Genomic DNA, 22,772 nt, shown 5'->3' with positions numbered 1-22,772 from the left:
CCCCCGCGCCGTCAACACCGGTCGGGGTCGGGGGAGTCGGGCGGCGCGGAGCGTCGGCACCGCCAGCCAGGGGCGCGCCCACCGGGCGCGCCCCTTCGCGCACAGACCGCGCCGGGCCCGCCCTGCCGCCCGCCCCGCCCGCGCGCTACGTCGTGGCCGGGGCCTCGACCTCGCGCAGCAGGCAGGTCAGCCGCGCGGTGCACACGCGCTGGCCCTGCTCGTCGGTGATGACGATCTCATACGTGGCCGTCGAACGACCTCGGTGCAACGGCGTGGCCACCCCGGTCACCAGGCCGGAGCGGGCCCCGCGATGGTGGGTGCAGTTGAGGTCCACCCCCACGGCGATCTTGTGCGGGCCGCCGTGCAACATCGAGCCGACCGAACCCAGGGTCTCGGCGAGCACCGCGGACGCCCCGCCGTGCAACAGCCCGTACGGCTGGGTGTTGCCCTCCACCGGGAGGGTGCCCACGACGCGGTCGGGCGCCGCCTCGACGATCCGCAACCCCATGCGCTCGCCCAGGTTCCCGGCCGAGAAGAGGGCTGGCAGGTCGAGCCCGAGTCCCGCGTACTGGTCGACGATCTCCTGCGGGAACGTGGTGGTGGTCTGCTCACCCATGCTGTCCGGCTCCGATCCGCGGCTCGTGTGCGTTGTGTGCTGCGTCTTACCTATCAGCTCGCTGAGCGAACGCTTATACGGGGGCGGTCGGTTCCAGGCGGATCACCACGGACTTGCTCGTCGGGGTGTTGCTCGTGTCCGCCGTCGCGTCGAGCGGCACCAGGACGTTGGTCTCCGGGTAGTACGCGGCGGCGCAGCCCCGAGCCGTCGGGTAGTGCACGACGCGGAAGCCGGGCGCCCGCCGCTGCCCACCGTCCCGCCACTCGCTGACCAGGTCCACGTACGCGCCGTCCGCCAGCTCCAGCTCGCGCGCGTCCTCGGGGTGCACGAGGACCACGCGGCGCCCGTTCCTGATGCCCCGGTAGCGGTCGTCGAGGCCGTAGATGGTGGTGTTGTACTGGTCGTGCGAGCGCAGCGTCTGCAACAGCAGCCGCCCCTCGGGCACCTCGGGGTACTCGACCGGAGCCGAGGTGAAGTTGGCCTTGCCGGTGGCCGTGGGGAAGCTCCGCTCGTCGCGCGGGCCGTGCGGCAACACGAACCCGCCGGGCACGCTCACCCGCGCGTTGAAGTCCTCGAAGCCGGGGATCACGCGCGCGATGCGGTCCCGCACCCGCCCGTAGTCCCGCTCGAACTCCTCCCACGGCGTGCGGCTGTCCTCGCCCAGCACCTCGCGGGCCAGCCGGCAGACGATGGCCGGCTCGGAGAGCAGCTGCGCGCTGGCGGGCTCCAGGCGCCCGCGCGAGGCGTGCACCATGCCCATCGAGTCCTCCACCGTGACGAACTGGTCGCCACCGGCCTGGGTGTCGCGCTCGGTACGCCCCAGGGTGGGCAGGATCAGGGCCCGCGCCCCGGTCACCGCGTGCGAGCGGTTGAGCTTGGTGGACACGTGCACGGTCAGCCGCGCCCGCCGCATCGCGGCCTCGGTGACCTCGGTGTCCGGGGTGGCGGAGACGAAGTTGCCGCCCATGGCGAAGAACACCTTGGCCTGCCCGTCGCGCAGTGCCCGAATGGCCCGTACGACGTCCAGACCGTGCTCGCGCGGCGGCGCGAAGTCGAACTCCGCCGCCAGCGCGTCCAGGAACTCCGGCGCGGGCCGCTCGAAGATGCCCATGGTCCGGTCGCCCTGCACGTTGCTGTGGCCGCGCACGGGGCACACGCCGGCACCGGGCCGCCCCACGTTGCCACGCAGCAGCAGGAAGTTGACGACCTCCCGGATGGTGGGCACCGAGTGCTTGTGCTGGGTCAGGCCCATCGCCCAGCACACGATGGTGCGCCGGGAGGCCAGCACCATCTCCGACGCCCGCTCGATCTCGGCGCGGGAGAGCCCGGTCGCGCGCAGCGTCTCGTCCCAGTCGGCCGCGCGGGCGGTGGCGGCGAACTCCTCGAAACCGTGGGTGTGCTCGCGGACGAACTCCTCGTCGACGGCGCCCTCGGTCTCCAGGACCAGCCGGTTCAAAGCCCGGAACAGCGCCTGGTCGCCGCCCAGCCTGACCTGGAGGAACAGGTCGGTCAGCGGAGTGCCGCCACCGGCCAGCCCGCGCGCGGTCTGCGGGTTCTTGAACCGCTCCATGCCCGCCTCGGGCAGCGGGTTCACCGTGATCACGCGCGCGCCGCCCGCCTTGGCCTTCTCCAGCGCGCTGAGCATCCGCGGGTGGTTGGTGCCCGGGTTCTGCCCGGCGACGATGATCAGATCGGCCTGGTAGAGGTCGTCGAGCAGCACACTGCCCTTGCCGACCCCCAGCGTCTCGGTCAGGGCGGAGCCCGACGACTCGTGGCACATGTTCGAGCAGTCCGGCAGGTTGTTGGTGCCGAACTCGCGGGCGAAGAGCTGGTAGAGGAACGCGGCCTCGTTGCTCGTACGCCCCGAGGTGTAGAAGACGGCCTCGTCGGGCGAGGACAGCGCCCGCAACTCCTCGGCGATCAGCGAGAACGCGCGGTCCCAGGTGATCGGCTCGTACCGCTCGGCGCCCTCGTCCAACAGCATCGGCCGGGTGAGGCGACCCTGCTGGCCCAGCCAGTACCCGCTGCGGGTGGCCAGGTCGGCCACCGGGTGCGCCGCGAAGAACTCGGGCGTCACCCGACGCAGGGTGGCCTCCTCAGCGACCGCCTTCGCGCCGTTCTCGCAGAACTCCGCCGTGTGCCGCTTGTCCGGCTCCGGCCACGCGCAGCCGGGGCAGTCGAAGCCGTCCTTCTGGTTGACCCGCAGCAGCGTGAGCGCGGTGCGCCGCACGCCCATCTGCCGCTGGGCGGCCAGCAGGGAGTGCGTGATGCCCGGCAGCCCGGCCGCGGCCCGCCGCGGGGGGCCCACGTCGGGCGCGTCCTGAACCGGGTCACCTGTGGGCGGCTTGGCTGCCATGACGCTCCCCTTTGCGCGGTCGGCCGTGCGCGGTCGGTGGCGACCGACATGAGGCGTCGGCCGCCGCGAGCGGGCCGGTGGCGCGCGCCCCGCCGCGTACGGTGGCTGGTCGCCGCCCGGCCGACGGCGAGCCGAGGCCGGGCGTCCGGTACGGGACCGGTACGGGTGAATCCTGTCACGAGGCACTGACAACGGCCCCGCCCGCCCGCCCCGGACCCCGGCGCGCGGGCCCGCCGGAGGCCGGCCGCCGCCCGGCGGCTCGGGATTGTCAGTGGGCCGTGGCAGGATCGGGGACGTGGCAGAGAAAGCATCGAAGACGACAGCAGCGCAGCCCACCAGCGAGCCGGCCGAGCACCCCCGGCTGCTCCTGCTCGACGGGCATTCCCTGGCCTACCGGGCGTTCTTCGCCCTGCCCGCGGAGAACTTCAGCACCACCTCCGGCCAGACGACCAACGCCATCTACGGCTTCGCCTCGATGCTGGCGAACACCCTGCGTGACGAGCGGCCCACGCACCTGGCGGTCGCCTTCGACGTCTCCCGCAAGACCTGGCGCTCCGAGGAGTTCCCGGAGTACAAGGCGACGCGTTCCAAGACCCCCGACGAGTTCAAGGGGCAGGTGGAGCTCATCGGGGAGATGCTGGACGCGATGAGCGTGCGCCGCTTCGCGGTCGAGGGCTTCGAGGCCGACGACGTGATCGCCACCCTGGCCACGCGCGCCGAGTCCGAGGGGTACCAGGTCTCGATCGTCACCGGCGACCGGGACTCCTTCCAGCTGGTCAGCGATCAGGTGACGGTGCTCTACCCGACCAAGGGCGTCTCGGAGCTGACCCGCTTCACCCCCGAGAAGGTCCAGGAGAAGTACGGCCTCTCGCCCCAGCAGTACCCGGACTTCGCCGCGCTGCGCGGCGACCCCTCCGACAACCTCCCGGGTATTCCGGGCGTCGGTGAGAAGACGGCCGCCAAGTGGATCAACCAGTTCGGATCCTTCGCCGAACTGGTCGAGCGGGCCGACGAGGTCAAGGGCAAGGCGGGGCAGAACTTCCGGGACCACCTGGAGTCGGTCAAGCTCAACCGTCGGCTGACCGAGATGGTCCGCGACGTGGAGCTCTCCTGCGGCCCGGCCGACCTGCTGCGGGCGCCCTACGACCGGCAGGCGCTGACGGTGGTGCTGGACGCGCTGGAGTTCCGGCACCAGAACTTCCGCGAGCGACTGCTGGCCGCCGACCCCGGTGCCGTCGAGGAGACGGTGACCCCGGCCGCCGGCGTCGAGGTGGACGGCCAGGCGCTGGGCGCCGGCGAGCTGGCACCCTGGCTCGCCGAGCACGGCGGGGCCCCGCTCGGCGTGGCGAGCGTGGACGCGTGGGCGCTGGGCAGCGGCAGCGTCAGCGAGATCGCGCTGGCGACCGCGGCCGGGCCCGCCGTCTGGTTCGATCCCGCCCAGCTCGACGAGGCCGACGAGCGGGCCTTCGCCGCCTGGATCGGCGACCCGCAGCGGCCGAAGGTCATGCACGACGCCAAGAGCGCGATGCGGGTCTACGCCGAGCACGGATGGTCCGTCGCCGGTGTGCGGATGGACACCGCGCTCGCGGCGTACCTGGTCAAGCCCGGTCGGCGGTCCTTCGCGCTGGACGCGCTGACGGTCGAGTATCTGGGCCGCGAACTGGCCCCGGCGGCGGCCGACAGCGGACAGCTGGCCTTCGGCGCCGACGACCAGGCCGAGCAGGACGCGCTCATGTCGCAGGCGCGAGCCGTGGTCGACCTGGGCGAGGCGTTCGACGGACGACTGGCCGAGGTCGGCGCGGCCGACCTGCTGCACGAGATCGAGCTGCCCACCTCCGAGTTGCTGGCCCGACTGGAGCGGGCCGGTATCGCCGCCGACCGTGGCTGGTTGGAGAACATGGAGCAGCAGTTCGCCGCCGCCGTGCAGCAGGCGGTGGGGGAGGCACACGCCGCGGTGGGCCACGAGTTCAACCTCGGCTCGCCCAAGCAGCTCCAGGAGGTGCTGTTCGGCGAGTTGGGCCTGCCGAAGACGAAGAAGACCAAGACGGGTTACACGACGGACGCCGACGCCCTGGCCTGGCTCGCCGGCCAGACCGAGCACGAGCTCCCCGTCATCATGCTCCGCCACCGCGAGCAGGCCCGCCTGCGCTCCACCGTCGAGGGTCTGATCAAGACCATCGCCCCCGACGGCCGAATCCACACCACGTTCAACCAGACGGTCGCGGCCACCGGTCGACTGTCCTCCACCGACCCGAACCTGCAGAACATCCCGGTGCGCACGGACGAGGGACGCGCCATCCGCCGCGGCTTCGTCGTCGGCGAGGGGTACGAGTCGCTGATGACGGCCGACTACAGCCAGATCGAACTGCGGGTGATGGCCCACCTCTCCGAGGACCAGGGCCTGATCGAGGCGTTCGCCTCGGGCGAGGACCTGCACACCACGGTCGCCTCCCAGGTCTTCGGCGTCGCCAAGACCGAGGTCGACCCGGAGATGCGCCGCAAGATCAAGGCGATGTCGTACGGCCTGGCCTACGGACTGTCCGCCTTCGGACTGTCCCAGCAGCTGACCATCGCCCCCGACGAGGCGCGCAAGCTGATGGACACCTTCTTCGAGCGGTTCGGCGGAGTGCGCGACTACCTCCAGCGCGTGGTCGAGGAGGCGCGGGCCACCGGGTACACCCAGACCATGCTCGGCCGTCGGCGCTACCTCCCCGATCTCAACAGCGACAACCGGCAGCGCCGCGAGATGGCGGAGCGCATGGCGCTCAACGCCCCGATCCAGGGGACCGCGGCCGACATCGTCAAGATCGCCATGCTGCGGGTGGACCGCGCCCTGCGCGAGGAGCGGCTGGACTCGCGCATGCTGCTCCAGGTGCACGACGAAATCGTCCTGGAGATCGCGGCGGGGGAGCGGGAGCGCGTGGAGGAACTGGTGCGCCGCGAGATGTCCGCCGCCGTGGAGCTCAACGCAGCCCTCGACGTCTCGGTCGGCGCGGGTGGCGACTGGGAGTCGGCGGCTCACTGAGCCGCGCGGGAGGCCCGTCGGCCGGCGAGGACCGAGGCCGCCGGGCGGCCCGACGTGACGAGGACCGGACGACGGGGGCGCACGTCGATGCGGCGTACGCCCGGCCGCGATCCGATGCGGCCGGTCGGAGCTGACCGGGTCCGACCCGACTCGGCCGGGTGCGATCCGGTTCGGTCCGGTCCGGCCCAACGGCCGGGCGGCGTAGCCGAAGTGTGCCCGCGAGTGCCGGACCGACTGCCCCGGCCCGGCACTCGCGCCGCGCCTCGGAGACACGCGCCGCGCCTCGACCGGATCGCCCATCGGCCCTCGGGGTGCGTACGGCATCCCCGTGAGCTGCCGTGGTCCGGCGGCGTACGCGCCCTGAGTCGCCAGCGGCGCTAAGTCGGCCGCGCCACCGGCCGCACGCCACGACCGCCCCGGTCGCTCCCCGGCCGGCGCGCTGGCTGGGGAGGAACGCGCACCGAAACCGGAACGGACGCGCACCCGGTGCTGCCGGGAAGGGCAACGCTCGGTGACGGCTCCCGCTCCGAGGACCCACCCCGCCACCCCGCCGTGACGTCGGCTCACGCGGGGCGCGAGGTGGCCACCGAAACACGGCCTGACCGGGGAACCTGTGCCTGGCCAGCGACGTCCTAGTGACGGGCGGATCGCACCCGAAGCAGTACGCGAACTGTCGCGATCACCACCGCAGTACACCCTGTCGTAACCGTTCATAAAGGAGCGCTCTGCGTCAGTAGCTGCGGGCCATGAGTTGCCGTAGTGTCACGGGCATTGTCGCGCGGGGGAGCGCGCGGCACGGGCGACGGGAGGGACGGACGATGGCAGCGCACATCAGTCGGCGGCTGCGCAAGGGAGCTGCGACGACCGCCGTGGCGGCGGTCGCGATGGCCGCGCTCACAGCGTCTCAGGCCCCGGGGTTCGCGGGCGGCCACGCGGAAGCGGACCGCGATCGGGACAGAGACCTCGCGAGCGAGGCGCCCGCGCCGCAGAACGACGCGATCAGCGGCGACTCCTCGTACCACACCGACCTGCCGCCGCTGAAGAGCCCGAAGCCGTCGATCCGGCCCAACGAACCGCCGAGCGCGAACCAGCCCAGCCAGATGGGTGGCACCGACTCCGGCATCCCGGCCACCGTGCTCGACGCGTACCGCAAGGCGGAGTCCTCCGTCGCGGTCAGCCGTGCGCAGTGCAACCTCCCCTGGCAACTGCTCGCCGGCATCGGCCGCGTCGAGTCGGGGCAGGCCCGTGGCGGCGCCGTGGACCGCGAGGGCACCACCCTCAGCCCCATCCTCGGCCCCGTCCTCGACGGCAACGGCTTCGCCCGCATCACCGACACCGACGGCGGCGCCTACGACGGCGACACCACGCACGACCGGGCTGTCGGCCCCATGCAGTTCATCCCGTCCACCTGGGCCACCTGGGGCCAGGACGGCAACGGTGACGGCCAGCGCAACCCGAACAACATCTACGACGCGGCGCTGGCGGCGGCCCACTACCTGTGCGCCAACGACCGCGACCTGTCGGTCAAGGGCGATCTGGACAAGGCGATCCTCGGCTACAACCGGTCGCAGGAGTACCTGCGGACGGTGCTGTCCTGGTTCGAGTACTACCGGTCCGGCACCCACGAGGTGCCCGACGGTACCGGCGCGCTGCCGCACGACAACGGCCCCGGCACGAACGGCGACACGCGCCCCGACGACCGCACCGAACCGGCCCGCACGGGCGGCGACCGTGGCAGGGGCGAGAGCGGCGCGGACACGCACCAGGGCGGCGAGCGGCCCGCGCAGCGGCCGGGCGCCGGCGAGCGACCCGATCCGACGCCGCGACCGCAGCGGCCCGACCGGCCGAACAAGCCCCAGCAGCCGAACAAGCCGTCCCCGAAGCCCACCAGGCCGCCGACGACACCGCCCACGAAGCCGCCGACCAAGCCCAAGCCGCCCACGACGCCGCCGACCACACCCCCCACCACGCCGCCGACGAAGCCGCCCGCGCCCGAGCCGAAGCCGGCCAAGTCGCTGACGCGCGTCGGCCCCCGGGAGTTCACGGCCACCGAGGGAGCGGCGTTCGACACGTCGCCTCAGGTCCGCGTCGTGGACAGCAAGGGCAAGCCGCTCGCCGCGGTGCGGGTGCGGTACGAGATACGGGGTGAGACCGGAGCGCGTTTCTTCGGTCTGACCGACAAGGTCACCGTCTTCTCGCACCTGGATGGCACGGCCACGGCGCCCAAGATCACCGCCGGCAGGCAGGCGGGCACGTTCACCGTGCGGGCCTCGATCATCGGTGAGACCAAGGGCGCGGTCGACTTCAGCGCGACCGTCAAGCTCCGCCCCACGCCGACGGCTGACGAGGTGACGCGTCCGGACGCGCTGCCACTCACCGCCAAGCCGGGTGCCTCGTTCGTCGAGCCCATCGCGGTACAGGCCACCCACCGGGGGAAGCCGGCCGCGGACGTGACGTTCACCGCGACCATGATCACTTCGGCCACGGACGCGAAGCCGAACGACAAGGGCCCCTACTTCAAGGACGCCGACGGCAAGCCGCTGCGTACGCTCGCCGGCCTGAAGACGGACGCCAAGGGCCAACTCGTCCTGCCCGAGGTGTTCACCGACAAGGTCACGGGCACCTTCCTGCTCCGCCTCACCACCGCCGACGGCACCGCCTTCACGCTCACCCTGACGGTCGCCTGAGCCCCACCCACCACACCGAGCGCCGGCCAGGGACTCCCTGGCCGGCGCTCGTTCGTATCGGCCCCACGCCCGTTCGTATCGGCCCCACGAGGACGCGCCCGGCCTGGCGCCGAACCCGACGGGAGCCCTGCCCCCTGCAGCCCGTCGGAGGACGCGCCCCCTGGAGCCGCCCGACCTGACGTCCGGCTGACCCGAAACCGAGCCGTGGTGGCGCTCGTCGCGCTGGAGGGGTGGCCCGCCCGACGACGGGCCCGGCTCGAAGGCCGGGCTGGCCCGAAGCCGGGCCGGACTGACTGGGCCGGACTGAGGTCGGGCCGGTCGAGGCTGGGCTCGCCCGAGTCCTGGCCGGGGCCGGCGTTGTCGGGAGTCCGGCCGGTCGGAGATCAGGCCCGCCCAACGGCGGTCGACGGTGGGCCCCACGAGCGCTCGGCCCATTCCACGGCACGCCCCAGCCGGCTCCCAGCCTGTCCGATGCCAGGCTCGACGCGGGCGAGTCCACCCCTACCGATCACCGATCCCGGCACCGCCGCGTCGCACCGATGGCCGCCCCGCACGCGGCGCGAGGGCCCGCCGGGGCGCGTGTCGACGCCCGGCGTTCGCGCCCGGTGATGACACCACCGCGTACCGGTGGCGGGACGTCGGCCACTCGACCCTTGTCACGCGGCTGCCCAGGCGACGGGCGGCGACCAGCCGCCGCCCCCGTTGCCCGCTGAGAGCCCATCCGCGGCCCACCACCCACCACCGACCGCCCACCACCGACCGCCCGCCGCGAGGCGTCTAGCCCCGTCGAGCGCGTGCCGACGTGTGGCGGGTGGGTTCGGCGGTCGTGGGGTCCTCCGGCCAGGGGTGCTTGGGGTACCGGCCGCGCAACTCGGCTCGCACGGAGCGGTAGCCCTCCCGCCAGAACGAGGCCAGGTCGGCGGTGACGGCAGCGGGTCGGCCGGCCGGCGACAACAGGTGGACGACCACGGGGACCCGCCCGCCCGCGATGCGTGGCGTCTCCTGCCAGCCGAACAACTCCTGGAGCTTCACCGCCAGCACCGGCCGCTCCTCCGCGTAGTCCACCCGTATCCTCGATCCGCTCGGCACCTCGATCCGCTCCGGCACCCACTCGGCGAACCGTGCCGCGTCCCCGGTGGCCCATGGCAGCAGCCGGCCCAGCGTCTGCCCCGCATCCACCCGCGCCAGGTCCGACCGGCTCCGAGCCCGGTCCAGCGCGCCGGCCAGCCACTCGTCCGCGCGGTCCAGCAACGCCGCATCGCCGACGTCGGGCCACGGATCGCCCAGCACGCGATGCGCGAAGGCCATGCGCTGCCGCAGCGACCGCGCCTCGTCCGACCAGTGCAGCAGCCCGAGCCCCTCGCGACGCAGCCCGTCGAGCAGCCCGGCGCGCACGAGGTCCGGGGCGGGCCTGGCGAGCGGCTGCGACCACAGCTCGATACGCCCCAGCCGCTCGACCCGACGGGCCACCAGGTCGCCACGGTCGGCGGCCCAGCCGACCTCCTCTACGACGGCGTGCAGGGGAGCCGCCGCCATCCGCGCGGTCTCCTCGTCGACCACGGCGGCGAGCCGCACGCGCGCCGACGCGGCGGTCACCGGGCGGTCGGCGACCGCGACGGCCAGCCACTCCGCGTCCCGCAACCCGGACCCCGCCGCCAGTTCCGCCCCCGTGCCCGACGCCATCAGCAGCGCGCCCCCACCGCGCGACCGGGCCACCCGCTCGGGGAAGGCGAGGGCCGCGACCAGCCCGACCACCGCGTCGTCGAAGCCCACGCCCGTGTCGCCCGTCGCCGCTCCGGCCGGCCCGCCGCGCCCCGCGTTCCCTCGCCGTCCACGAGCCTGGGCGCCCCCGCTCGCAGCGGGCCCCGTCGCGCCGCGCCCGCCGTCACGTACGGCGCCGTCCACCTCACGCAGCGCCCCCGCCAGCCGCCGAGCCTCCTCGCGCCAGCGTCCGGCGTACGCGTCGCCGCCGCGCCGCGCGACCCGCCAGGCCGCGCTCAAGTCGTCCCCGTACTCCCGTGGCGGTTCCTCGCTCAACAGGGCCACCACCTCGGCCGCTGGGCGCGCGCCCACCTCGCGCGCGCCGTCGAACAGCGCCCGCGCCAACCGGGGATGCAGCCCGAGCCGGGCCAGGCGCGCCCCGCGATCGGTCACCCTGCCCCCGGCGTCGGTGGCGCCGATCGTCGCCAGCACCTCCCGGGCGGCGGCCATCGCCCCGGCGGGCGGCGGATCGAGCAGCGCGAGGCCCGCCGCGTCGGGGTCGCCCCAGCAGGCGCAGTGCAGGGCGAACGCCGCCAGGTCGGCCACCGCGATCTCCGGTGCGGGCCAGCGCGGCAGCCGCGCGTCGTCTGCCTCGGACCAGCACCGGTACACGGCGCCCGGTGCCTCACGGCCCGCCCGCCCCGCCCGTTGCCGCGCCGCCGCGCGCGAGGCCCGCACGGTCGTCAGCGCCCCCAGCCCCCGCGCGTGATCCGTGCGCGGCTCGCGGGCCAGCCCCGCGTCCACCACGACCCGCACCCCGGGGACCGTCAGGCTCGACTCGGCGACCGAGGTGGCCAGCACCACCCGGCGCCGGCCCGCGCCACCGGCCAGCACCGCGTCCTGAACCGAGGCCGGCGCGCGCCCGTGCACCCGCAACACCTCGACGTCCAGCCGCTCGTCCGCGAGGTGCCCGGCCACCCGCCCGATCTCGCCGACCCCCGGCAGGAAACACAGCACGTCCCCCTTCCGCTCGCGCAGCGCCCGCCGCACCACGGCCGCGACGTGATCGAGCAGTACGGGATCGACCCGCATCCCGTGCGCGGGGCGTACGGCACGCTCCGGTGGCGCCCACACCACCTCCACCGGATGCGCGACACCCTGAGCGGTGACGATCGGCGCCGCGCCACCACCCGGAACCCGCCCCGACGCCGGCGCACCGCCCGTGCCCGCGTCCACCCCGCCGAGCAGCGCGGCCCAGCCCTCGGCGTCCGTCGTCGCCGAGGCCGCCAGCAGCCACAGCTCGGGCCGTAGCGTCGCCCGTACGTCAAGAAGGAAGGCGGCGGCCGTGTCCGCGTCGAGGTGGCGTTCATGGCACTCGTCCAACATGACGACATCCACACCGGCCAGTTCCGGATCGCGTTGCAGCCTTTGCAGAAGCACGCCGGTCGTGACGACCTCCACCACGGTCCGCCGCCCGACCCGCCGCTCGCCGCGCACCGTGAAGCCGACCCGCTCACCGACCTCCTCACCCAGCAGCCAGGCCATCCGCCGCGCCGCCGCCCGTGCCGCGATCCGCCGTGGCTCGGCCACCACCACCCGCCGCACCCGGCTCCCCGGGCCCAGCAGCCCGGCCAGCGCGAGCGGGACCAGCGTCGTCTTCCCCGTGCCCGGCGGCGCGCACAGCACGGCGGCCCCGTGCGCCTCCAGGGCGTCCCGCACGGCGGGCACCGCGTCGCGGACGGGCAGTAGGTCGAGCACGTCAGTACGGATCGTCACGATGGCCATCCTCGCAGCGACCACTGACATCGCCACCGAGCGGGCGAACGGTCACCGAGAGTGAGCGCGGCGCCGGGACCGGCCAGGCCACCCGTCCATCGTGTGAACGCCCCGACTCCCCGCGCCCAGCCGCTCCCGGGCACAGCGGGTCGGAGCGATCCCGTGTCGCGTGTCAGTCGCGTTCGCACACGAAGATCGCCGTGCCGGGTATGAGCTGTCCGCGCAGCGGCGACCAGCCACCCCACTCCTGCGTGTTCCACGAAGGCCACTCGGGCTCGACCAGATCCACCAGCCGAAACCCGCCGGCCACCACGTCGCGTACCCGGTCGCCGAGCGTCCGGTGGTGTTCGACGTAGACGGCCCGCCCGGCCGCGTCCTGTTCGACGTAGGGCGTGCGGTCGAAGTAGGACGCCGCGACCGAGAGCCCCTCCGGGCCCGGCTCGTCGGGAAACGCCCAGCGGATCGGGTGCGTCACGGAGAACACCCAGCGCCCGCCGGGCCGCAGCACCCTGCGCACCTCACGCATCACGCGCACCGGGTCGGCCACGAAGGGAATCGCCCCGTACGCCGAACACGCCAGGTCGAAGGTGCCGGCCGCGAACGGCAGGGTGCCCGCCTCGGCCTGCACCAGCGGCACCGGTGGCGCCGAGGGGAGCTGCCCGGCGATCCGCAGGGCGTGCTGGAGCTGGCGGTGGGAGAGGTCGAGCGCGACCGGCCGGGCGCCCCGCGCCGCCAGCCAGCGCGAACACTGCGCGGCGCCCGCCCCGATCTCCAGCACGCGGCGGCCCTGGAGCTCCGCGACGGGCCCCAGCAGCCCGGCCCGCTCCTCGTCGAGCCCCTCCGGGCCCCAGACGAACCGGTCGTCGCCGAGGAAGGCGCCGTGCTCGTCCTGGTACTCGTCGGCGTTGCGGTCCCACCAGCCCCGGCTGGCCCGGTTGCTCTCGTCGTCCCCGGCGCGGCGTCGGGTGGCCGTGGCGTCGTCCTGCTCCCCACCGTCCGACACGGCCTCCGCCCGGTCCGCCGGCGACACCCCGGAGGCGTACGCCGGGGCGCGCGGGAGCGCGGAATCGGCGGTGCGGGGGCCGCCGTCGAGGGCTTCGGAGGAGGCGGGCGCGTCGGTCGGCCGGCGGTCTTGGCTCATCGTCGGTGTCGTCGTACTCTCTGATTCGACCTGTGGCCGCGAACACCGTGAGTGACCCCCGATGGCGGCCCGGACCACACGTACGCCGGGTTATTGGCGTTTGGCTCTCCACGTGCGCACTTCGCGCATTGACCGTGCCCGGCTGCCCCCGTATGCTACAAGTTGCGCTGCGAGCCTGCGTACCTCAGACGGAGCAGGTCGCGCTTGCATCTGTTGTATGTCCCCTCGGTTGTCGAGGCGCTTGCGGCTTCCCGTCCGGAAAGCCCACGCCTCCAAGACTGGCCGACTTCGGCAGTGCGATACGGGTTCTCGGCGTAGCAGTACCTACGACTTCAATGTCCGTACCGGAGCCCTTTCCCACATGACGAGCAGCACCGAGACCACCGCCACCACCCCGCAGGTAGCGGTCAACGACATCGGTAACGAGGAAGCCTTCCTCGCCGCGATCGACGAGACGATCAAGTACTTCAACGACGGCGACATCGTCGACGGCGTCATCGTGAAGGTCGACCGGGACGAGGTCCTGCTCGACATCGGTTACAAGACCGAAGGTGTCATCCCGAGCCGCGAGCTCTCGATCAAGCACGACGTCGACCCCAACGAGGTCGTCGCCGTCGGTGACGAGATCGAGGCCCTTGTCCTCCAGAAGGAAGACAAGGAAGGCCGCCTGATCCTCTCGAAGAAGCGCGCCCAGTACGAGCGTGCCTGGGGCACCATCGAGAAGATCAAGGAAGAGGACGGCATCGTCACCGGTACCGTCATCGAGGTCGTCAAGGGTGGTCTCATCCTCGACATCGGCCTCCGTGGCTTCCTGCCGGCCTCCCTCGTGGAGATGCGCCGCGTCCGCGACCTCCAGCCCTACGTGGGCAAGGAGCTCGAAGCCAAGATCATCGAGCTGGACAAGAACCGCAACAACGTGGTCCTGTCCCGCCGTGCCTGGCTGGAGCAGACCCAGAGCGAGGTCCGCCAGACCTTCCTCACCACCCTGCAGAAGGGCCAGGTGCGCTCGGGCGTCGTCTCCTCCATCGTCAACTTCGGTGCCTTCGTGGACCTGGGTGGCGTGGACGGCCTCGTGCACGTCTCCGAGCTCTCCTGGAAGCACATCGACCACCCCTCCGAGGTTGTCGAGGTCGGCCAGGAGGTCACCGTCGAGGTTCTCGACGTCGACATGGACCGCGAGCGCGTCTCCCTGTCGCTCAAGGCGACGCAGGAAGACCCGTGGCAGCAGTTCGCCCGGACCCACCAGATCGGTCAGGTCGTCCCGGGTAAGGTCACCAAGCTCGTCCCGTTCGGCGCGTTCGTTCGCGTCGACGAGGGCATCGAGGGCCTGGTGCACATCTCCGAGCTGGCCGAGCGCCACGTGGAGATCCCGGAGCAGGTCGTCCAGGTCAACGACGAGATCTTCGTCAAGGTCATCGACATCGACCTGGAGCGCCGCCGCATCAGCCTCTCGCTGAAGCAGGCCAACGAGTCCTTCGGTGCCGACCCGGCCTCGGTCGAGTTCGACCCGACGCTCTACGGCATGGCCGCCTCGTACGACGACCAGGGGAACTACATCTACCCCGAGGGCTTCGACCCCGAGGCCAACGACTGGCTGCCCGGCTACGAGAAGCAGCGTGAGGAGTGGGAGGGCCAGTACGCCACGGCCCAGACCCGCTTCGAGCAGCACCAGGCGCAGGTCATCAAGTCCCGCGAGGCCGACGAGCAGGCCGCTGCCGAGGGTGCTGCCGCCCCGGCGTCCGGCGGCACGGGCGGCGGAGGCAACGTCTCCGGCGGCTCGTACTCCTCGGAGTCGGACGACACCTCCGGCGCCCTGGCCTCCGACGAGGCCCTGGCCGCTCTCCGCGAGAAGCTGGCGGGTGGGCAGAGCTGAGCTCTCCCCCCTGCTAGGCGCTAGCTGACGGCGAAGGCCCACCCCTCCGCGAGGGGTGGGCCTTCGCCGTTGTCCGTTGCCGGGCGATGGCCGGGAACGGACGCGATCAGTCACGCACGGGGATGCCGGGATTGGTCAGGCCCCGGCCGCCGGTGACGGTGTTGTCGCCGGTCACGGTCACGGGGCAGCTTCGGGCGTCGTAGTGGGTGACGTTGATGGCGTACCGGTCGGGCCCGGTCGACCCGCTGAGGTCGGACCTGTTGCCCCGGAAGGTGGCACGGCAGCCCCAACCGTCCCGTACCGCGTGCGTCTGGTAGCCGTCGTTGGTGGTGCGCTTGCCGACGTTGTTCTCCACGAGCACGTCGTCGCCCTTCACATCGACCCACGAGTCGTCGTAGTTCGCGCCGGTCAGTCCGCTGCCGTCGAAGGTGTTGCCGATGATCCTGGCGCCGGTGGTGCCTTCCTTGATGTCGATGTTCTCGCCACCGATGCCCGGGCCCAGGGTGTTGTTCTCGATCAGGATGTTGTCGCTCCTGTCCGACGTACCGCCGGCACTGCCCACGTAGACGCCCTCGCCCATGCCCCGCCCGTTGGTTCCGGTGTCGCGGATGGTCGAGTTCCGGATCGAGCCGTGGGAGCTGGACCCGCGCCAGTGCACGGCCTCCATGTCCAGATCGCGCACGGTGAGGCCGTCGAGGTGTACGTCGTCGGCCCCGTCCATGACGATGCCCTTCTGGCCGCCGGTGACCGTGAAGCCGCGCAGGTTCCAGGCGTCGGCCCCGTTCAGATGCAGTCCGTAGCCACCCCCGGCGCTCAGGACGGCCCTGGTCGAGCCGACGAGCGTGATGGGGGCGTCGCGGCTGCCGGGGCGCGTGGTCGTGAAGTTTCCGCGATAGGTGCCGTCGGCCAGCTCGATGGTGTCGCCCGGCCGGGCCGCTTCGAGCGCGTCCTTGAGCTGTGGGGCGGAGGAGACGGGGACGGTCGCGGCGGGGCGGGCGTGCGCGGCGTGCGCCGCGCCCTGGAGGGCCGGTCCCGTGGCGAGCAGGCCGCCGCAGACGAGCGCCGTGAGGGGCAGGGCGAGGAGGCCGCGCGGGCGAGGGGTGTGGCCGGGGTCGGCGGGAGAAGTACGCATGGGGGCTGCCTCTGTGTCGGGGGCTGGGGGTGTCGTGCCGGCGGGCGGACCAGGGTGGCCGCGCGCGTCCGTGGACGGCTCGGGAACGTAGGGCCATTACGTGAACGCGTCAACACGGGCGGCGGGCGCCGGGTGGTGTCGCCCGGTTCGGCGCGTTCGACTGCTGACCGCGCCGACCTCACAACGGAGGGCGATCACCGGGAATGTGGGCGGTGGTGACGGCGTTGGCCTCAACGAGAACGAGGAGGAGCGCTCACGGTGTTGGAACCCCAGGACTTGTACGCATGGGAGCCGAGCGGGCTTGCCGCGGTGGACGCGATATCGTCGCGCGACTCGGCCGGGCTGGTGCTGCTCTACCACTTCGACGGCTACATCGACGCGGGCGAGACCGGCGCCCAGATCGTGGACCGGGTGCTGAAGGGCTTGCCACATCAGGTCGTCGCGCGCTTCGACCACGACCGACTCGTGGACTACCGCGCCCGGCGTCCGCTGCTGACGTTCGAGCGCGACCACTGGTCGGCCTACGACACGCCCGTCATCGAGCTCCATCTCGTCCGCGATGCCACCGGTGCTCCCTTCCTGCTGCTCGCGGGACCGGAGCCGGACGTGGAGTGGGAGCGTTTCTCGGCGGCCGTGCGGCAGGTCGTGGAGCGCATCGGCGTGCGACTCACGGTCAACTTCCACGGCATTCCCATGGGTGTGCCGCACACCCGGCCGGTGGGGCTGACGCCGCACGGCAACCGGGTCGATCTGACCCCGGGTTACCAGGGCCTGTTCGACGAGGCGCAGGTGCCGGGCAGCGCCGAGGCCCTTATCGAGTTCCGGCTCGGCGAAGCCGGACACGACGTGCTGGGCGTGGCCGCGCACGTGCCGCACTACGTGGCCCGGTCGCCGTACCCGGACGCGGCGTTGACCGCCCTCGAGGCGGTCACCGCGGCGACGGGGCTGGTGTTGCCCGGAGTCGCGCACTCGCTGCGTACCGCCGCTCTGCGGACCCAGGAGGAGATCGAGCGACAGATCTCCGAAGGGGACGAGGAGTTGGTGACCCTGGTGCGCGGCCTTGAGCACCAGTACGACGCGATAGCCGGGGCCGAGACGCGGGGCAGCCTGGTGGCCGAGCCCACTGAGCTGCCCTCGGCGGAGGAACTCGGGGCGGAGCTGGAGCAGTTCCTCGCTGAACGCGCGGAGCGCGACGGCGACGTCTGACCGCGCCTACTCCTGCCCGCCGAGGTCCTGTCGCCGTGTCCGCCGACCCGCGTCGAGGCGTGCGGCGGGTGCGTGTCGGGGCGTGCGAGGGGGCGGGCCTCACGCGGAGGTGGTGCCGTCGCGCGGGGTGGCTGGAGCCGGCCCGTGGGCTCGGGCCGGCGGGGGAGTGGCAGCGACGTAGCGCCTGCTCGGGCAGCGTATGCGGCGCGGCTCTCGGAAGCGGACCGCGTATCGGTGACGCCTGCGTTTGGGCCGGGGCGGGGCCTGTTCGCGCGCGCCTCGCCACATAGGCTGAGCCCATGCTGAAGCTGGGGCTCACGGGCGGAATCGGTGCGGGCAAGAGCGAGGTGTCGCGACTGCTCGCCTCCTACGGGGCGGTCGTGATCGACTCCGACAAGATCGCCCGCGAGGTGGTGGAACCGGGCACCCCCGGGCTGGCCGCCGTCGTGGCGGAGTTCGGCGAGGAGGCGCTGGACGCCGACGGGCGGCTCGACCGGCCGAAGCTGGGTTCGCTCGTGTTCGCCGACGCCGAGCGGCTGGCGGCGCTCAACGCGATCGTTCACCCCCTGGTGCGGGAACGGTCCGTCGAGTTGGAACGGGAGGCGGGGGCCGAGGCGATCGTCGTCCACGACGTGCCGCTGCTCACCGAGAACGGCCTGGCGCCCCTCTTCGACCTCGTCCTGGTCGTGGACGCGTCCCCACGGACACAGCTCGACCGCCTGGTCCGGCTGCGAGGCATGACCGAGGAGGAGGCGCGCTCCCGTATGGCCGCGCAGGCGACGCGTGAGCAACGGCAGGCCATCGCCGACCTCGTCGTGGACAACGACGGCCCGCTGGAAGCCCTGGAACCGCAGGTCAGGGCGGTCTGGGCGCAGCTGACGCAGCGCGCGGCCGGAGCCTAGCGGTATCGGGGGCGCCGTGGGACGGGCGGCGCTCGCGCCGGTCGGCCCGGCCGGGTGCCCGTACGACGCGGCCGTGACGTGGCACGGCGTACGACCGGGTGGGGTGCGGCGAACGGGGTGAGGACGTACCTCCGGGAGCGAGGCGAAGGGAGGGCGGCCATGGCGGCGGGGCCTGCCTCGGTCATGGGGCTGTGCGCGGTCTTCGGTGGGGCCGTGGCGCTGCTGGCGGGGCTGGTGGGCCTGCGCGACAGCTGGCGGTCGCGGCGCGGTGGGGTCGCGGCGTGGGCGCTGGTCAAGCCCGCGCCCCGGGTGTCGGGACCGGCCCGGCTAGGGGGCGGGCGCGCCGGCGCGCGGCAACCGGATACCGGGGGACGACCGCGCTTGCAGTTCACCACCGAGGACGGCCGCGTCATCGAGGTCGCCTGCCCCGTCGCGCCCTCCCGGCACCACCGGCTGACCGTCGGCACCCATGTGCTCATCCGCTACGACCGGACCGATCCGCGCACCGTCGTCATCCAGCGACGGGAGCGCCTGGCCCGGGACTACGGCTTCGCCGGCGCGGGGCTGGCCTGGATGCTCCTGGGGCTGCTGGTTCTCGTGCTCGCCCCGTGAGCCGCGTGGGGCCACGGCGAGCGGATCGGGCCGGGGCCGGTGGTGGGGGGCACGGGGCGTCGTGCAGGGGGCGCGCGGGCGAGTGGGCGGCCGAGGCCCTGGGAATACAGACTCGGGGCGGACCGTTGTGGTCCTCACTGACACCACCTCGCGAACACCGTGGGCGTGTGTGATCCGGCGGCAGGACGCGTGTGTTGACGCACCGCGAGGCGGGTCCGCACCGCGGCGGGAGGTTGTCAACGAGGCTTCGACGCCCATGAGCCGGCGACCGGTATCCGGAAGCCGGGAGAGGAGACGGCAGTGACCAGGCAGCCGACGCCCGAGACGCATGTGATCGACTACCGTGCGGCGGAGCAGTTGCTCGCGGCGCGCGACCCGCGCGGTGCCGTGAAGCTGCTGGACTCCGTCATCTCCGCGCACCCGGACAACACCGCGGCCCGTCTGTTGCGAGCCCGCGCGTTCTTCCTGGGAGCCCAGCTGCGCGCGGCCGAGCTGGAGTTCCAGCACGTCCTGGAGCGCGAGCCGGACAACGCGTTCGCCCACTTCGCGCTGGGGCGCACGCTGGAGCGCGCCAGCCGTCCCGACGAGGCCACGCGTCACTTCCGACTGGCGGCGGCTCTCGACCCCCGCCCGGACTTCATCGCGGCGGCCCGGTTCGGCGACGCGGGGTAGTTCGACGCGCACGTGCGGCCCATCCGCCGGGCCGGGCCGGGCGGTGCCCGCCGCCTGGCCCAGCGGGTGGGCCCGGCGACGATCAGTAGCGAGGGGGGCGGTGACGTCGGCCGCCGTCCCGTCGCCGTTCACCCGGCTCGGGGGACTCGCCGCTGACGGGCTCGTACGGAGGCACGTCGCGCGCGGGCTGGTAGTGGGGGCCCTGCCGCAGGTGTCGTACGACGAATCCGATGTCGAGCAGCGTCACGGCGGCGACCGCCGCGCAGGCCGCCGCCCAGCCGGGCCGGCCCGCGACGGCGAAGGCGATCGCGCCGGCGAGCGACCAGACCAGCCCCCACAGGGCCAGGCCAAGGCGCAGCCGTAGCGGGCTGCGGGCGTGTAGTGGCTCGTCGCCGGTACGTGGCATCGCAACGCGTCTCCCACGCCCAAGGTACTCCCACCGGCCCGCGACCACGGAAGTCCTCGCGCCACCGTCGACGAAGCGTGAGCGCGGCGCCCCAGCGGCGCCGATCGCCTGGTGAGCGCGGGTGTCCGGGTCAGGCCCGACGGAAGGCAGGCCGCGTGGGCCGGGGTGCGGCAAGCACGGGACCCGGTGCGGCGCCGAGAGGGCGCCGCGTGGGGGACGCGCCCTTCGCGGCAGCGTGCCATCCACCGCTGCGCGGCACGCGTCGTTGCGAGCCACCCGCCACCGTGTGCCACGTGCCGCGTGGGCGCGGTGCGTACGGCGGTGAGGGGGAGACGACCGGCGCACGGGGGTGCCCCAGGGCGCGGGCGGCGCACCATACTTGCCGCTGTCGGCGCCACGGACGTGGCGGACCTCTACCAGTTCAGCGCGGCCCACGGATGCTCTGCTCGCCCGATCCGGGAGGAACCATGAGATCTCGCCCCTCCGCCGCCCATGCGACACGACCGTGGTGGGCCGGTGTGCTGCTCGCCGTGCTCGCCCTGCTCGTCGTGGGGGCTCCACCCGCGACAGCCGCAGGCCGGCAGCTCGTCGTGGTCGGCGGCGACCTGATCTACGGCGGGACCGGCGGCACCTGCGTCGTGGGCTACAACGCGGAGAAGAACGGCAACCCGTACGGCATCGTTCCGGGGCACTGCGCCCAGGCGGGGACCACCTGGTTCGCGGACGCGGCGCGGACGACGCCGATCGGCACGACGGAGGGCACCAGCTTCCCCCGCGCCGGCTACGGCGTCATCCGCTACACCAACACGGCCGTCTCCTTCCCCGGCGAGGTGCGCGACGGCATGGGCGGCACGCTCGACATCGCGGGAGCCATGTCCCCCGTGATCGGCCATTCGATGTGTCACGTGGGTCGCGTGTCCGGTGTCCACTGCGGCACCGTGCAGGCGGTGAACGTCTCCGTGAACTTCCCCGACGGCGTGGTCACCGGGCTGTTCACGTCCAACGTGTGCTCGGAGCGCGGGGACGAGGGCGGCCCGGCCTTCGCGGGGAACAGGGCGCTCGGCTTCATCGTCGCCTCCAAGGGCGGGTGCCGACTCGGCGCCGGAACGTTCTACCAGCCGATCGGCCCGGTCCTGGCCGCGCACGGCCTGACGCTGCGCTGACCCCGACCCGCCGACACCGTTCGCCGGGCCGCCCACCGGGGAGCCTTTGCCCGGCTCGTGCCGTGGGCGCACCGGATCGCCCCCGTGGAGGGACGGAACCCGGGAACGTGGGCCGCGCGCCGCGCGGGCTAGCGTGGCCGCATGACGTCAGCGACCAACACCTCCCACGACGCGTCCCCACCTCCCGGCAGCGCCGGGCCGTCGGCCACCGCGGAAGCCCTTCCCGGGCAGGTCGGCCCGGTGCGGACCGAGTACGCCCCCGACCCGGACGGCGCCCCCGACCCCGGCGAGGTCGTCTGGACCTGGGTGCCGTACGAGGAGAACGACGGGCGGGGCAAGGACCGGCCGGTGCTGGTGGTGGCGCGGGAGCGGGCCGGGACCCTGCTGGCCGTGCAGCTGTCCAGCAAGCGGCACGACGACGACCGGGAGTGGGTGCCGATCGGGGCGGGGCCGTGGGACCGCGCCGGTCGGGAGTCGTGGGTCGACCTGGACCGGGTGCTGCGCGTGCATCCCGACGGCATGCGCCGCGAGGCGTGCGCGCTCGACCGTCCGCGCTTCGACCGCGTGGTGGCCCGGCTACGGCAGCGTTACGGCTGGAGCTGACGGCGTGGCCCCCGGGGCAGCCGACGCTCGCCGCCGGGCGCCGGCCCGACGCCGCGTGGCCGGCCCCGCGACGACGGCTCCCACACGACCGCTCCGCGCGGTGAGGGAGAAGTGTGCCCCCGCCCGCAGCGACCGGGCGGCGCCACGCGGTTCGGCGCACGGGTAGCGCGCTGAGGGGGGCGCCCCGGGCCCGACCCGGGGGACGGGCGGACCGAGGCCGGCCGGCATGATGGTGTGGTGCGGCTCGAAGCGATCACCTGGGAACGGCTGACGGACGCGCTCGCCGATCGGGTGACGCGCACCGAGACCACGGACGGCGGGCCCTGGTCGCGGGTGGCGGTGGATGGCGCGCCGGCCGCCGGGGGAGCCGCCTTCGCGGAGCGGCTCGCCGACGCTCTGCGCGTCCGTGGACGGTCCGTGCTGGTGGTGGCCACGGCCGGGTTCCTGCGTCCCGCGTCGCTGCGCTACGAGTACGGCCGGCAGGACGTGGAGGCGTACTACGACGGGTGGACCGACACCGGCGCCCTGTGGCGCGAGGTGTTCAACCCCCTCGACCCCGGCGGCTCCGGGCGTGTCCTCCCCGACCTGTGGGACCCGGTCACCGATCGGGCGACGCGGTCGCCGTACGCGCGACTGTCGCCCGGCGCGGTGCTGGTGGTGCACGGCCCACTGCTGCTCGGCCACTGGTTTCCGTTCGACCTGACTGTGCACCTGCGGCTGTCGCCGGCGGCTCTCGCCCGCCGTACGGAGAGCGGCGAGCGGTGGACGCTGCCCGCCTTCGCCCGGTACGAGACGGAGGTGGACCCGGCGGCGCACGCGGATGTCGTCGTACGCGCGGACGACCCCCGGCGACCGGCCTGGAACGGTGCCGGCGACGCCTGACGGCCCGGTGGGCGCCCCG

The 22,772-nt window shown here is 73.5% G+C and carries 16 protein-coding genes; 10 read left to right on the top strand and 6 right to left on the bottom strand.

Going from position 1 to position 22,772, the window contains the following annotated elements:
- Positions 1-145 precede the first annotated feature (145 nt).
- Together ACFVFR_RS13035 and ACFVFR_RS13030 are read right to left on the bottom strand one after the other, a co-directional pair.
- Positions 146-616: a PaaI family thioesterase gene (locus ACFVFR_RS13035; RefSeq protein WP_383700539.1), complete on the bottom strand. Its 471-nt coding sequence runs from the start codon at positions 614-616 to the stop codon at positions 146-148.
- A 73-nt stretch (positions 617-689) separates the two neighbouring features.
- Positions 690-2,972, bottom strand: coding sequence for an FdhF/YdeP family oxidoreductase (locus tag ACFVFR_RS13030; RefSeq protein WP_383700537.1), 2,283 nt, complete (start codon positions 2,970-2,972; stop codon positions 690-692).
- A gap of 295 nt (positions 2,973-3,267) precedes the next feature.
- Here ACFVFR_RS13030 and polA point away from each other — a divergent pair, with 295 nt between their 5' ends.
- Together polA and ACFVFR_RS13020 are read left to right on the top strand one after the other, a co-directional pair.
- Positions 3,268-5,997: a DNA polymerase I gene (polA, locus tag ACFVFR_RS13025; protein ID WP_383700535.1), complete on the top strand. Its 2,730-nt coding sequence runs from the start codon at positions 3,268-3,270 to the stop codon at positions 5,995-5,997.
- 818 nt (positions 5,998-6,815) lie between these two features.
- Positions 6,816-8,684, top strand: a complete 1,869-nt coding sequence (locus ACFVFR_RS13020; RefSeq protein WP_383700533.1) for a lytic transglycosylase domain-containing protein — start codon at positions 6,816-6,818, stop codon at positions 8,682-8,684.
- A gap of 777 nt (positions 8,685-9,461) precedes the next feature.
- Here the strand turns inward: ACFVFR_RS13020 and hrpB are convergent.
- Positions 9,462-12,170: an ATP-dependent helicase HrpB gene (gene hrpB, locus ACFVFR_RS13015; RefSeq protein ID WP_383700531.1), complete on the bottom strand. Its 2,709-nt coding sequence runs from the start codon at positions 12,168-12,170 to the stop codon at positions 9,462-9,464.
- 163 nt (positions 12,171-12,333) lie between these two features.
- Positions 12,334-13,302, bottom strand: coding sequence for a class I SAM-dependent methyltransferase (locus ACFVFR_RS13010; RefSeq protein WP_383700529.1), 969 nt, complete (start codon positions 13,300-13,302; stop codon positions 12,334-12,336).
- A 361-nt stretch (positions 13,303-13,663) separates the two neighbouring features.
- On the opposite strand from ACFVFR_RS13010, the gene rpsA reads away from it, so the two are divergent.
- Complete coding sequence (rpsA, locus tag ACFVFR_RS13005; protein WP_383700527.1) at positions 13,664-15,175, top strand: 30S ribosomal protein S1; 1,512 nt, start codon at positions 13,664-13,666, stop codon at positions 15,173-15,175.
- Between the two features lie 106 nt (positions 15,176-15,281).
- On the opposite strand, the gene ACFVFR_RS13000 is transcribed toward rpsA, so the two are convergent.
- Entirely contained in the window at positions 15,282-16,307 is a 1,026-nt protein-coding gene (locus tag ACFVFR_RS13000) for a nitrous oxide reductase family maturation protein NosD (RefSeq protein ID WP_383700525.1), read from the bottom strand.
- Positions 16,308-16,565: 258 nt separating this feature from the next.
- Between ACFVFR_RS13000 and ACFVFR_RS12995 the strand changes: the two genes are divergently transcribed.
- The 4 genes from ACFVFR_RS12995 (at position 16,566) to ACFVFR_RS12980 (ending at position 19,699) form a co-directional block, all read left to right on the top strand.
- The gene (locus ACFVFR_RS12995; RefSeq protein ID WP_383700523.1) at positions 16,566-17,513 is read left to right on the top strand and encodes a PAC2 family protein; all 948 of its coding nucleotides are present in this window, start codon (positions 16,566-16,568) and stop codon (positions 17,511-17,513) included.
- Between the two features lie 299 nt (positions 17,514-17,812).
- The gene (gene coaE, locus ACFVFR_RS12990) at positions 17,813-18,415 is read left to right on the top strand and encodes a dephospho-CoA kinase (protein WP_383700521.1); all 603 of its coding nucleotides are present in this window, start codon (positions 17,813-17,815) and stop codon (positions 18,413-18,415) included.
- Positions 18,416-18,574: 159 nt separating this feature from the next.
- Positions 18,575-19,027, top strand: coding sequence for a DUF3592 domain-containing protein (locus ACFVFR_RS12985; RefSeq protein ID WP_383700519.1), 453 nt, complete (start codon positions 18,575-18,577; stop codon positions 19,025-19,027).
- Positions 19,028-19,327: 300 nt separating this feature from the next.
- On the top strand, positions 19,328-19,699 hold the full coding sequence (locus tag ACFVFR_RS12980) for a tetratricopeptide repeat protein (RefSeq protein ID WP_176161062.1): 372 nt from the start codon (positions 19,328-19,330) through the stop codon (positions 19,697-19,699).
- Positions 19,700-19,781: 82 nt separating this feature from the next.
- On the opposite strand, the gene ACFVFR_RS12975 is transcribed toward ACFVFR_RS12980, so the two are convergent.
- Positions 19,782-20,105: a DUF6343 family protein gene (locus ACFVFR_RS12975; protein WP_383700516.1), complete on the bottom strand. Its 324-nt coding sequence runs from the start codon at positions 20,103-20,105 to the stop codon at positions 19,782-19,784.
- A 467-nt stretch (positions 20,106-20,572) separates the two neighbouring features.
- Between ACFVFR_RS12975 and ACFVFR_RS12970 the strand changes: the two genes are divergently transcribed.
- The 3 genes from ACFVFR_RS12970 to ACFVFR_RS12960 all read left to right on the top strand — a co-directional run bounded on the left by ACFVFR_RS12970 (position 20,573) and on the right by ACFVFR_RS12960 (position 22,753).
- On the top strand, positions 20,573-21,268 hold the full coding sequence (locus ACFVFR_RS12970; RefSeq protein WP_383700514.1) for a S1 family peptidase: 696 nt from the start codon (positions 20,573-20,575) through the stop codon (positions 21,266-21,268).
- 141 nt (positions 21,269-21,409) lie between these two features.
- On the top strand, positions 21,410-21,871 hold the full coding sequence (locus ACFVFR_RS12965) for a type II toxin-antitoxin system PemK/MazF family toxin (protein WP_383700512.1): 462 nt from the start codon (positions 21,410-21,412) through the stop codon (positions 21,869-21,871).
- Between the two features lie 237 nt (positions 21,872-22,108).
- Positions 22,109-22,753 carry a uridine kinase gene (locus ACFVFR_RS12960; RefSeq protein ID WP_383700510.1) on the top strand — a complete coding sequence of 215 codons (645 nt, stop codon included), beginning with the start codon at positions 22,109-22,111 and terminating at the stop codon, positions 22,751-22,753.
- Positions 22,754-22,772 lie beyond the last annotated feature (19 nt).

The sequence above is a fragment of the Streptomyces sp. NPDC057702 genome (genome assembly GCF_042799315.1).
Lineage (GTDB): Bacteria > Actinomycetota > Actinomycetes > Streptomycetales > Streptomycetaceae > Streptomyces.
This window is presented reverse-complemented; position numbering and strand designations above follow the sequence as displayed.

Coding starts and splice junctions, on each gene's coding strand:
- ACFVFR_RS13030 (WP_383700537.1), bottom strand. CDS start 2,972: ATGGCAGCCAAGCCGCCCACAGGTGACCCGGTTCAGGACGCGCCCGAC.
- ACFVFR_RS13035 (WP_383700539.1), bottom strand. CDS start 616: ATGGGTGAGCAGACCACCACCACGTTCCCGCAGGAGATCGTCGACCAG.
- ACFVFR_RS12975 (WP_383700516.1), bottom strand. CDS start 20,105: ATGCCACGTACCGGCGACGAGCCACTACACGCCCGCAGCCCGCTACGG.
- ACFVFR_RS13010 (WP_383700529.1), bottom strand. CDS start 13,302: ATGAGCCAAGACCGCCGGCCGACCGACGCGCCCGCCTCCTCCGAAGCC.
- ACFVFR_RS13000 (WP_383700525.1), bottom strand. CDS start 16,307: ATGCGTACTTCTCCCGCCGACCCCGGCCACACCCCTCGCCCGCGCGGC.
- coaE (WP_383700521.1), top strand. CDS start 17,813: ATGCTGAAGCTGGGGCTCACGGGCGGAATCGGTGCGGGCAAGAGCGAG.
- ACFVFR_RS12970 (WP_383700514.1), top strand. CDS start 20,573: ATGAGATCTCGCCCCTCCGCCGCCCATGCGACACGACCGTGGTGGGCC.
- ACFVFR_RS12965 (WP_383700512.1), top strand. CDS start 21,410: ATGACGTCAGCGACCAACACCTCCCACGACGCGTCCCCACCTCCCGGC.
- ACFVFR_RS13020 (WP_383700533.1), top strand. CDS start 6,816: ATGGCAGCGCACATCAGTCGGCGGCTGCGCAAGGGAGCTGCGACGACC.
- rpsA (WP_383700527.1), top strand. CDS start 13,664: ATGACGAGCAGCACCGAGACCACCGCCACCACCCCGCAGGTAGCGGTC.
- hrpB (WP_383700531.1), bottom strand. CDS start 12,170: ATGGCCATCGTGACGATCCGTACTGACGTGCTCGACCTACTGCCCGTC.
- ACFVFR_RS12985 (WP_383700519.1), top strand. CDS start 18,575: ATGGCGGCGGGGCCTGCCTCGGTCATGGGGCTGTGCGCGGTCTTCGGT.